Below are 10,417 nucleotides of genomic sequence, written 5' to 3' on the forward strand. Positions count from 1 at the left end.
CGTGAAGGCGGCCGATGGCTGACTCCCCCCGCCGCGGAGCCCCCGCACCCGACTCCGAGGCCGCCCGCGTCTACCGCCACCTCAAGGAGGTGTTCGGCGCCGACGGCCCGCGCCGCATCCGGAAGACCGTCGAGCGCGCCGAGCCCAAGGGCGACGCGATCCCGTTCGGCAAGGGCCGCGACCCGCACGACCTCGGCGACGTCCTCGACTCCCTCACCGTGAAGCTCGGCTGGACGGCGCCGCTGGCGCAGGGCGACCTGATGTCGTCGTGGACGGCGATCGCCGGCGAGGAGACCGCGAAGCACTCGACTCCGGTGGGCGTCGTCGACGGCGTGCTGACGGTCGCGTGCGAGTCCACGGCGTGGTCGACGCAGCTCCGACTGATGCGGATCGAGATCATGAACCACATCGCGGTGAACTTCCCCGACGCGGGCATCGCGTCGATCCGTTTCCAGGGCCCGGACGTCCCGAACTGGAAAAAGGGTCCCAGGTCGATTCCAGGGCGTGGTCCGCGCGACACCTACGGCTGAGGACGCATTTTCGGTCGACCGCCGATCTTTCGCCCCTCAGATCGCCGTCCAGCGCTTCGGATCGACCCGGCACGCGGTAGAATGGAGGGCCGCCGAACCGCAGTGACGCCGCCGCGCGGGCGATCTCCAGATCACCGTGCGCGTCGCGACGGACCGTCAGAGGAGAACTCCACAGCTATGACTCACGAGCCGAACGACTCCACGTCACCCGCAGCGAACGACCTGGACGCGAACGGCTCAGCAGCCCCCTCCGCTCCGCACGAGAGCATGTCGACCAAGTCGTCCGGCGACTACGGTGCGAACCAGATCCAGGTCCTCGAGGGCCTCGAGGCGGTCCGCAAGCGCCCCGGCATGTACATCGGATCCACGGGTCCGCGCGGTCTGCACCACCTGGTCTACGAGATCGTCGACAACGCCGTCGACGAAGCGCTCGCGGGCTACTGCGACAACATCGAGATCCTGATGCGCGCCGACGGAGGCGTCACCGTCTCCGACAACGGCCGCGGCATCCCGGTCGACATGCACCCGACCGAGGGCATCTCCACGGTCGAGCTGGTCCTCACCGTGCTGCACGCCGGCGGCAAGTTCGGCGGAGGCGGCTACGCGGTCTCCGGCGGCCTGCACGGCGTCGGCTCCTCCGTGGTCAACGCGCTCTCGACGCGCCTCGACGTCGAGGTCAAGCGCCAGGGCGCCGTGTACCGGATGAGCTTCACCGACGGAGTGCCGGACGCCCCGCTCGAGAAGGGCGAGGCCAGCGACGAGACCGGCACGACGATCACCTTCTGGCCCAACGCCGGCATCTTCGAGACGGTCGAGTTCGACTACGAGACCCTGCGCGCGCGCTTCCAGCAGATGGCGTTCCTCAATAAGGGCCTGCGCATCGCGCTGACCGACCAGAACGAGGTCGAGTTCGAGGGGGAAGGCGAGAACGAGACCGAGGGCGACCGTACCGACGTCTTCCACTACGAGAAGGGCCTCGTCGACTACGTCGAGTACATCAACTCGCTGAAGAAGTCGGACCTCGTGCACTCCGAGATCATCGACTTCGAGTCCGAGGACACCGAGCGCCGCATCTCGCTCGAGGTCGCGATGCAGTGGACCACGGCCTACACCGAGAGCGTCCACACCTACGCGAACACCATCAACACCCACGAGGGCGGCACCCACGAGGAGGGCTTCCGCGCCGCGTTGACCACCCTGGTCAACCGCTACGCGCGCGCGAACAACCTGCTCAAGGAGAAGGACGAGAACCTCTCGGGCGACGACATCCGCGAGGGCCTCACCGCCGTCGTGTCGATCAAGCTCGGCGAGCCGCAGTTCGAGGGCCAGACCAAGACGAAGCTCGGCAACACCGAGGCGAAGGCGTTCGTGCAGCGCGTGGCCGGCGAGCAGCTGGCCGACTGGTTCGACCGCAACCCGAGCCAGGCCAAGGACATCATCCGCAAGGCGATCCAGGCGGCCTCGGCCCGCATGGCGGCGCGCAAGGCGCGCGAGACCGCCCGCCGCAAGGGCCTGCTCGAGGGCGGCGGCATGCCGGGCAAGCTCAAGGACTGCCAGTCCAAGGACCCGTCGATCTCCGAGATCTTCATCGTCGAGGGCGACTCGGCGGGCGGATCCGCGGTGCAGGGCCGCAACCCCGAGACGCAGGCGATCCTCCCCCTCCGCGGCAAGATCCTCAACGTCGAGAAGGCGCGGCTCGACCGCGCTCTCGGCAACAACGAGGTCCAGGCGATGATCACGGCGTTCGGCGCCGGCATCGGCGAGGACTTCAACCCCGACAAGGCGCGGTACCACAAGATCATCCTGATGGCCGACGCCGACGTCGACGGCCAGCACATCACGACGCTGCTGCTGACGCTCCTCTTCCGCTACATGCGCCCGCTGATCGACCTCGGCTACGTCTACCTCGCGCAGCCGCCGCTGTATCGCCTCAAATGGTCGAACTCCCCGCACGAGTACGTCTACAGCGACCGCGAGCGCGACGCCCTGATCGCGCACGGCTCGGCGACCAACAAGCGCATGCCCAAGGAGAACGGCATCCAGCGCTACAAGGGCCTCGGCGAGATGGACTACAAGGAGCTGTGGGAGACCACGATGGACCCCGCCACGCGGACCCTCCTCCAGGTCACGCTCGACGACGCGGCCGCGGCCGACGAGATCTTCTCCACCCTCATGGGCGAGGACGTCGAGTCCCGCCGCTCCTTCATCCAGAAGAATGCGAAGGATGTCCGCTTCCTCGACATCTAGTGGTCGAGGAAGCGGACGTCCTTCGAGAGGCGGCGGCCGGGCGGTCCAGTGGACCGTCCTCGCGACCACCTCGAACACGTGACGGCGGCCCTCGATGGGCCGCATCCTCGACCAGAACGCGACAGAGGCCCTCACCGGCCCGCACACCGACGACACACCTGACACCCAGCGCGACCGCCGCCCCCGCTCCTCCGGGGCACGGACCCACCTGAGAGACCAGAGACCATGGCAGAAGAACCCACCACCCCCACCGGCCCGGACGAGAGCGACGACATCGTCACCGAGACCGGTGTGGTGATACACGGTCACGACAAGATCGAGCCGGTCGACCTGCAGCTCGAGATGCAGCGCTCCTACCTCGACTACGCGATGAGCGTCATCGTCGGGCGCGCCCTGCCGGAGGTGCGCGACGGCCTGAAGCCCGTGCACCGGCGCGTGATCTACGCCATGTACGACGGCGGCTACCGTCCCGACAAGGCGTTCTCGAAGTGCTCGCGCGTCGTCGGCGACGTGATGGGCCAGTTCCACCCGCACGGCGACTCCGCGATCTACGACGCGCTGGTCCGCCTGGTGCAGCCGTGGAGCCTCCGCTACCCGCTCGCGCTCGGTCAGGGAAACTTCGGCTCCCCCGGCAACGACGGCGCGGCCGCCCCCCGGTACACCGAGACCAAGATGGCGCCGCTCGCGCTCGAGATGGTCCGCGACATCGACAAGAACACCGTCGACTTCCAGGACAACTACGACGGCCGCACGCGCGAGCCGGCGATCCTGCCGGCCCGGTTCCCGAACCTGCTCGTCAACGGCTCCGTCGGCATCGCGGTCGGCATGGCGACCAACATCCCGCCGCACAACCTGCGCGAGGTCGCCGCCGGCGCCAAGTGGGCGCTCGAGAACCCCGACGCGACGCGCGAGGAGCTCCTCGAGGCGCTGCTGCAGCGGATCAAGGGACCCGACTTCCCCACCGGTGCGCAGATCCTCGGCGTCCGCGGCATCCAGGACGCGTACCGCACCGGCCGCGGCTCCATCACGATGCGCGCCGTCGTCTCCATCGAGGAGATCCAGGGCCGCACCTGCCTCGTCGTCACCGAGCTGCCGTACCAGGTGAACCCGGACAACCTGGCGATCAAGATCGCCGAGCTGGTCAAGGACGGGCGCGTCTCGGGCATCGCCGACATCCGCGACGAGACCTCCGGTCGCACCGGCCAGCGCCTCGTCGTCGTCCTCAAGCGCGACGCCGTGGCGAAGGTGGTGCTGAACAACCTCTACAAGCACACGCCGCTGCAGGAGAACTTCGGCGCGAACATGCTCGCGATCGTCGACGGCATCCCGCGCACGCTGTCGCTCGACGGCTTCATCCGCGCATGGGTCGACCACCAGGTCGAGGTCATCGTGCGCCGCACCCAGTACCTCCTCGACGAGGCGGAGGCGCGGATCCACATCCTGCGCGGCTACCTCAAGGCGCTCGACGCGCTCAACGAGGTCATCGCCCTCATCCGCCGCTCCCCCACCGTGGAGGAGGCGCGCGACGGCCTGATGGAGCTGCTCGACATCGACGAGGTGCAGTCCCGCGCCATCCTCGACATGCAGCTGCGCCGCCTCGCGGCCCTCGAGCGCCAGAAGATCATCGACGAGCACGACCGGATCCAGGCCGAGATCGAGGACTACAAGTCGATCCTCGCGAGCCCGGAGCGTCAGCGCACGATCATCTCGGACGAGCTCGACGAGATCGTCGACCGCTTCGGCGACGACCGCCGCACCGAGATCCTCTTCGGGTTCGACGGCGACATGAGCGTCGAGGATCTGATTCCCGAGGAGGAGATGGTCGTCACCGTCACCCGCGGCGGCTACCTCAAGCGCACCCGGAGCGACTCCTACCGGGCCCAGCACCGCGGCGGCCGCGGCGTGCGCGGCGCGCAGCTGAAGGCCGACGACATCGTCGAGCACTTCTTCGTCACCACCACGCACCACTGGCTGCTGTTCTTCACGAACACCGGCCGCGTGTACCGCGCCAAGACCTACGAGCTGCAGGAGGCCGGCCGCGACGCCAAGGGCCAGCACATCGCGAACCTGCTCGCGCTCGAGCCGGGGGAGCAGATCGCGCAGATCCTCGACATCCGCGACTACGAGGCGGCCCGCTACCTCGTGCTCGCCACGCGCGACGGCCTCGTGAAGAAGACGGCCCTCTCGGAGTACGACACGAACCGCTCCGGCGGCATCATCGCGATCAAGCTGCGCGACGGCGACGAGCTCGTCTCGGCGCTCCTGGTCGAGGAGGACAGCGACGTGCTGCTGGTCTCCCGCAAGGGCATGTCGATCCGCTTCACCGCGTCGGACGAGGCGCTGCGTCCGATGGGCCGCTCCACCTCCGGAGTCCGCGGCATGTCGTTCCGCGGGGAGGACCGCCTCCTCGACGCGAACGTCGTCAGCGACGAGGGCTTCGTGTTCGTGGTCACCGAGGGCGGCTACGCCAAGCGCACCGCCGTCGACCAGTACCGCCTCCAGGGACGAGGCGGGCTGGGCATCAAGGTGGCCAAGCTGGAAGAGAAGCGCGGCGACCTCGTGGGCGCCATCATCACCGGAGAGGACGACGAGGTGCTCGTCGTCCTCGCCAGCGGCAAGGTGGTACGCTCTGCGGTGGCCGAGGTACCGGCCAAGGGTCGCGACACCATGGGAGTCGTCTTCGCACGATTCGCTGAGGACGACCGCATCATCGCACTCGCCAAGAACACCGAACGCAATCTCGACGCCCAGGACGAGGATCCCGACGCCGCGGCGCCGGCCGAGTCCGCTCCGGTGTCGGAGGAGGATGGGTCCGTAGATGAGTAGCACCGTCGCCGAGAAGCTCGCCAGGAAGTCCGCGAAGAGCCCGGCGGCGAAGCAGGTCCGCCTGAAGCTCGTCTACGTCGACTTCTGGTCGGCCGTGAAGCTCTCGTTCCTGCTGGGCCTGACGCTCGCGATCATCACGATCGTCGTCGTCTACCTGGTCTACACGGTCCTGGCCCAGACGGGCGTGTTCGACGAGGTCAACGGCCTCGTGCAGGACATCGCCGGTGCCGAGGCGTTCGACCTCAACACGATCATCTCGCTGCCGCAGGTCATGGGCTTCGCGATCGTCGTCGCGGTGCTGAACACCATCGTCACCACCGCGCTCGGCGCGATCGTGGCGCTGCTGTACAACCTCAGCGTCAAGATCACCGGCGGCCTCCTGGTGGGCTTCACCAACCAGTAGGGCGCACGGTCCGGCCGATTGGGATTCCTGCTCGATGTCGGGTAGAGTCTCCTCTGGCCATTCCGGGGGTATAGCTCAGGCGGTTAGAGCGCTTCACTGATAATGAAGAGGTCCCAGGTTCAAGTCCTGGTACCCCCACCCGGTCCGAACGGCCCGTCACCTCGCGGTGGCGGGCCGTTCGACTCTCGGAGACGGATCGCCCCGTCTCCGGCCCGGGGCCTTAGCTCAGTTGGTAGAGCGCCTGCTTTGCAAGCAGGATGTCAGGAGTTCGAATCTCCTAGGCTCCACACTTCCTCCCCTCTCGCGGGCGCTCCCCCTTCGCCGGCCCTTCCGGTCCACCGGCCGACATCCGGGGTGGTCCCGCGTGTCGGCACTTCCGTCGGCGCGATCGCCGGAGGGCTCTCCTGTCGCCCGTCGTGCGGTCCCGCGATCGAGGTCGCCACTCGGACGGCCGAGCCGCCCGCTCAGCGGTCCACGCAGGCGAGGCCGAGGAACTGCTGGACCGAGAGGGTCTCGGACGTGCCGTCGCGGATGTCGCCGACGATGATCTCGCCGACGGAGAGCGTGTCGAACTGCTCGGCCGTGAAGACGACCGGGCGGGCGAGCACGGAGCGGTCGGTCGCGTAGGCGCCCAGCGCGAGGTCGACGCCGAGCGGGAACCGCTCGATCACCGTGTCGGCAGGCCAGACCGTGGATCCGGAGAGGTCGGTCGCGCCCAGCTGCGTGACCGGTGACGGGGAGACCCAGCGGGTGACCCTCCGCAGCCCGTCGCCGATGGTCAGGGGGGCGGAGTCGGAGGCGGCGAGGTCGAGGCCGTCGACGGACCCCGAGCACACGACGACGACGCCGAGGACCTCGCCCCGCTCGCCGCCCCGTCCGAGCCCGACCGCGGCCGTGGTCACCGGCTCCTCGGAGGCGCACCCCGAGAGCGCCAGGCCGCCGAGCAGCACGACGGTGCTCGCGAGCGCGGCGCGACGGTGCATGGGTCCTCCCGCGGCCACCCTACGCGGGCAGGGCGAGGGCCAGAGCGGCGAGAGCCTGCGGGAGGGAGGGGGCGCCCTCCGCTCGGAAGACCACCTCTCCGGCCGTGTCCCGCACGACGACCGTGGGGGTCGAGCGGATGCCGGCGGCCTCGGCCTCGACGGGGTGGAAGGCCACGTCGCGCTCGCGGATCTCGGCGGCGGGGACGAGCTCCGCGGCGCGCTCCAGCACCGACCGCGCGGCATGGCAGGCGCCGCAGAAGGCGGAGGTGTAGAGCTCGACGATCACGACGAAGGGAACACCGGGGCGCGGCCGGGGATTCCCGGGCACCGTCAGCGGAGGAGCCAGGCCTCGTTCATGGTGAGGGCCGCGTCGACGAGCTCGACGCGCTCCAGCTCCTCGACGTCGCTCAGGGGGAACCAGGCGGCGGCGTCCGTGGAGCCGTCTACCTCGTGCGTGAGCTCGCCGCCCACGATGCGGGCGCGGTAGACGACGCGGATGGCGTGCAGGGGGCCGGCCTCGGGATCGCTGCGGCGGTGCGCGGGGATCACGTGCGAGTCCACGCCGATGAGGGCCTCGAGCTCGGCACGGTAGCCCGTCTCCTCGAAGATCTCGCGGACCGCGGCGTCGGCGGGCGACTCGCCCTCGTCGATCCCGCCGCCCGGAAGCGTCCAGGCCGACCACGGTCCCTGGCTCCAGTGCGCGAGCAGCATCCGCTCACCGTCGATGATCACGCCGTACGCGGCGACCCGGATGTCCACCGCAGAAGCCTAACCCGGGCATGCGAAGGAGCCGGACCCCCTGAGGGGCCCGGCTCCAGCGACGAGAACGTCAGGAAGCGGTCGAGGCCGCGTTCTGCGCGGCGCTCTGCGGCTCGTCCTCGGCGACCCACAGCTCGTCGTCGGCGCGGAACGTCTGCCAGACGGCGTAGCCGATGCCGCCGACCGCGACCAGCGCGGCGCCGATCGCGAAGACCGTGCCGACCTTGCTCTTCTTCTTCGGGGGAGTGGTGAGCTCCTCCCAGCGCGCCTTCGAGATCTCGGCGAGCTTCGCGCGGTTCTTCGAGTCCTTGGCGGCCTCGAAGGCGGCGGCGGCCGTGCCGCCCACAGCGGCGAAGGTCGGGACGACCTTGTGCTTGTAGGCGTTGCGGGCCGAGGAGTAGGTGCCCTCGACGGCCGAGACGCCGTTGTCGTAGACCGGCTTGACGCGCGAGTCGTACGTGTCCTTCACGAAGGGGACGAGCTCCTTCTTGGCGTACTTCGACGCGTGGCGGCGGCTCTTCTCGAGCACGGAGGCCGCGTGCGCCAGCACCTCCTGCTGCTCGCCCCAGACCGCCTCGGCGTTCTTGCGAAGACGCTTGAGGTCCTTCTTGTGCTTACGTGACAGACCCATGTTGGTCCTCCATCGGCTACGAGCAGCGAACGCCTCAATACTGCCACTCATCGATCCGCGTCCGCATCGCGCACCCAGCGCATTGACACCGGGCGTTGCAGGGGCCTACAGACGCGCTGTGCGAGAATCCGAGCATGCCTTTGCACACCGCAGTCGCGACGTTCCACACCAACAAGGGCGACATCGTCGTCAACCTCTACGGGAACCACGCTCCCAAGACGGTCCGCAACTTCGTCGGTCTCGCGACCGGCGACATCGAGTGGACCCACCCCGCCACGGGCGCGAAGACGAAGGAGCCGCTCTACAACGGCACCGTCTTCCACCGCATCATCCCCGACTTCATGCTCCAGGGCGGCGACCCGCTCGGCCAGGGCATCGGCGGCCCGGGGTACCAGTTCGACGACGAGATCAACTCGGAGCTCGACTTCACCCAGCCCTACATCCTCGCGATGGCGAACGCCGGCAAGCAGGCGGGCCGCGGCACCAACGGCTCGCAGTTCTTCATCACCGTGGCGCCGACCACCTGGCTCCAGGGCAAGCACACCATCTTCGGCGCCGTCGCCGACGAGGAGTCGAAGAAGCTCGTGCAGTCGCTCTCGGCGGTCCCCACCGACGGCCGTGACAAGCCGCTCGAGGACGTCGTGATCGAGAGCGTCGAGATCACCGAGGTCTGATCGCCTCATCCACCACTCATTCGAGGGCCGGGTCCGTCAGGGCCCGGCCCTCGTTCTCCCCGGAGGCACGTCCGTGACCCAGGTCCCGCCGAGCAGCACCTACTCCTGCTACCGACACCCCGACCGGCAGAGCTTCGTGCGCTGCCAGCGGTGCGGCCGCACCATCTGCGGCGAGTGCCAGACGCCCGCTCCGGTCGGCGTGATCTGCCCGGACGACATGGCGCAGCAGCGCGCCACCGCGCCGCGCACCCGCGGTCCCCTCCTCTCCCGCGTGCGGGCCATGACCCGCGCCGACCAGCCGACGGTGACCTACGCGATCATCGCGCTCTGCATCGTGCTGTGGATCGTCGAGATCCTCCCCTTCGTCGGCGGGCCGGCGGTCAACGCGCTCCTGTACGCCCCTGCCTACACGCTCCCCGGCTTCGGCGCCGGTTTCGAGCCGTGGCGGATGCTCACCTCGGTGTTCCTCCACAGCACGTCGCTCTTCATCGTCATCCCGTTCCACCTGGTGCTGAACATGTACACGCTGTGGGTGTTCGGCATGGTGCTCGAGCGGATGCTGGGCCGCGGGCGCTACCTCACCCTCTTCCTCCTGAGCGGTTTCGCCGGGTCGGTGGGCGTCCTGCTCCTCGCGAACCCGCTGACCCCGGTGATCGGCGCCTCCGGTGCGATCTTCGGGCTGATGGGCGCGTACCTGGTGATCCTCCGGCATCTGGGCGGTCAGGCGTCGCAGCTGCTGGTGCTGGTCGGACTGAACCTCGTCATCGGCTTCCTGCCCGGGATGAACGTGGCGTGGCAGGCGCATGTCGGCGGTCTGGTGGCCGGCGCGCTCATCGGGCTGGTCTTCACGAAGACCCGGCAGCGCGCCCAGCGCCGCACGCAGAACCTCCTCGTCGGGCTCATCGGAGTCGGACTGGTGGCGATCACCGCGGGCGCCTACGTCCTCGGCTGATCCCGTCCCCTTCCGCAGCGGCGGGTCCGGCAGTGCCTCGCGCACTCCCGGGCCCGCCGCTTCGTCGTTCCCGCGGCGACCGTCTCCACCGCTGTCCACAGGTGCTCTCAACAGGTGGGGAGGAAGTTATCCACAGAGTTGTTAACACTGGGGAGAACGTTCCCGGTGTCCTCCTCGGGAGGACGATCCGGGGATGGCGGCGCGTCCGAGGACCGGCGGACTGGTGCGGATCGGGGCCCTCCTCGCCTTGAGCAGGCCAGCTCGGACGGGACCGCGGGGTTCTCCACAGGAGATTCCACAGCTGGGGATAATTACAGCGGTGTAGTTCTCCGGCGGACGGCCACCAGGGCCGTCGCCTCACGGTCGTCGTCGCGGTGCAGCGAGGTGGCGAACCCGGCCGCCTGGAACGCGG

General features: G+C 69.1%; 10 protein-coding genes and 2 tRNA genes. 8 read left to right on the top strand and 4 right to left on the bottom strand.

What is annotated here, in order from left to right:
- The first annotated feature begins 14 nt into the window (after positions 1–14).
- The 6 genes from C5C27_RS14785 to C5C27_RS14810 all read left to right on the top strand — a co-directional run bounded on the left by C5C27_RS14785 (position 15) and on the right by C5C27_RS14810 (position 6,293).
- Positions 15–530, top strand: a complete 516-nt coding sequence (locus tag C5C27_RS14785) for a DUF721 domain-containing protein (RefSeq protein WP_104237766.1) — start codon at positions 15–17, stop codon at positions 528–530.
- A gap of 267 nt (positions 531–797) precedes the next feature.
- Positions 798–2,777: a DNA topoisomerase (ATP-hydrolyzing) subunit B gene (gene gyrB, locus C5C27_RS14790; protein ID WP_208543372.1), complete on the top strand. Its 1,980-nt coding sequence runs from the start codon at positions 798–800 to the stop codon at positions 2,775–2,777.
- Between the two features lie 225 nt (positions 2,778–3,002).
- On the top strand, positions 3,003–5,603 hold the full coding sequence (gyrA, locus tag C5C27_RS14795) for a DNA gyrase subunit A (protein WP_104314790.1): 2,601 nt from the start codon (positions 3,003–3,005) through the stop codon (positions 5,601–5,603).
- On the top strand, positions 5,596–6,006 hold the full coding sequence (locus tag C5C27_RS14800; protein WP_104222673.1) for a DUF3566 domain-containing protein: 411 nt from the start codon (positions 5,596–5,598) through the stop codon (positions 6,004–6,006). The genes gyrA and C5C27_RS14800 overlap by 8 nt, the downstream gene beginning before the upstream one ends.
- 64 nt (positions 6,007–6,070) lie before the next feature.
- Positions 6,071–6,144 (top strand) — tRNA-Ile (locus C5C27_RS14805).
- A 76-nt stretch (positions 6,145–6,220) separates the two neighbouring features.
- Positions 6,221–6,293: transfer RNA gene (locus C5C27_RS14810), tRNA-Ala, on the top strand.
- Positions 6,294–6,470: 177 nt separating this feature from the next.
- On the opposite strand, the gene C5C27_RS14815 is transcribed toward C5C27_RS14810, so the two are convergent.
- The 4 genes from C5C27_RS14815 to C5C27_RS14830 all read right to left on the bottom strand — a co-directional run bounded on the left by C5C27_RS14815 (position 6,471) and on the right by C5C27_RS14830 (position 8,379).
- Positions 6,471–6,989 (bottom strand): hypothetical protein, encoded by a 519-nt coding sequence (locus tag C5C27_RS14815; RefSeq protein ID WP_104237767.1) that lies wholly within the window; start codon positions 6,987–6,989, stop codon positions 6,471–6,473.
- A 19-nt stretch (positions 6,990–7,008) separates the two neighbouring features.
- Positions 7,009–7,317 (bottom strand): thioredoxin family protein, encoded by a 309-nt coding sequence (locus C5C27_RS14820; RefSeq protein WP_258059325.1) that lies wholly within the window; start codon positions 7,315–7,317, stop codon positions 7,009–7,011.
- Between the two features lie 2 nt (positions 7,318–7,319).
- Complete coding sequence (locus C5C27_RS14825; RefSeq protein WP_104222671.1) at positions 7,320–7,748, bottom strand: NUDIX hydrolase; 429 nt, start codon at positions 7,746–7,748, stop codon at positions 7,320–7,322.
- 70 nt (positions 7,749–7,818) lie between these two features.
- Complete coding sequence (locus C5C27_RS14830) at positions 7,819–8,379, bottom strand: hypothetical protein (protein ID WP_104232995.1); 561 nt, start codon at positions 8,377–8,379, stop codon at positions 7,819–7,821.
- Positions 8,380–8,513: 134 nt separating this feature from the next.
- On the opposite strand from C5C27_RS14830, the gene C5C27_RS14835 reads away from it, so the two are divergent.
- Together C5C27_RS14835 and C5C27_RS14840 are read left to right on the top strand one after the other, a co-directional pair.
- Positions 8,514–9,053 (top strand): peptidylprolyl isomerase, encoded by a 540-nt coding sequence (locus C5C27_RS14835; RefSeq protein ID WP_104222669.1) that lies wholly within the window; start codon positions 8,514–8,516, stop codon positions 9,051–9,053.
- Positions 9,054–9,126: 73 nt separating this feature from the next.
- The gene (locus tag C5C27_RS14840) at positions 9,127–10,005 is read left to right on the top strand and encodes a rhomboid family intramembrane serine protease (RefSeq protein WP_104222668.1); all 879 of its coding nucleotides are present in this window, start codon (positions 9,127–9,129) and stop codon (positions 10,003–10,005) included.
- The last annotated feature ends 412 nt before the right edge of the window (positions 10,006–10,417 follow it).

The sequence above is a fragment of the Rathayibacter sp. AY2B7 genome (genome assembly GCF_002931635.1).
Classification (GTDB): domain Bacteria; phylum Actinomycetota; class Actinomycetes; order Actinomycetales; family Microbacteriaceae; genus Rathayibacter.

Bases quoted from the DNA above. Each gene is read 5' to 3' on its own strand.
- gyrA (WP_104314790.1), top strand. From the start codon at position 3,003: ATGGCAGAAGAACCCACCACCCCCACCGGCCCGGACGAGAGCGACGAC.
- C5C27_RS14835 (WP_104222669.1), top strand. From the start codon at position 8,514: ATGCCTTTGCACACCGCAGTCGCGACGTTCCACACCAACAAGGGCGAC.
- gyrB (WP_208543372.1), top strand. From the start codon at position 798: ATGTCGACCAAGTCGTCCGGCGACTACGGTGCGAACCAGATCCAGGTC.
- C5C27_RS14830 (WP_104232995.1), bottom strand. From the start codon at position 8,379: ATGGGTCTGTCACGTAAGCACAAGAAGGACCTCAAGCGTCTTCGCAAG.
- C5C27_RS14800 (WP_104222673.1), top strand. From the start codon at position 5,596: ATGAGTAGCACCGTCGCCGAGAAGCTCGCCAGGAAGTCCGCGAAGAGC.
- C5C27_RS14815 (WP_104237767.1), bottom strand. From the start codon at position 6,989: ATGCACCGTCGCGCCGCGCTCGCGAGCACCGTCGTGCTGCTCGGCGGC.
- C5C27_RS14785 (WP_104237766.1), top strand. From the start codon at position 15: ATGGCTGACTCCCCCCGCCGCGGAGCCCCCGCACCCGACTCCGAGGCC.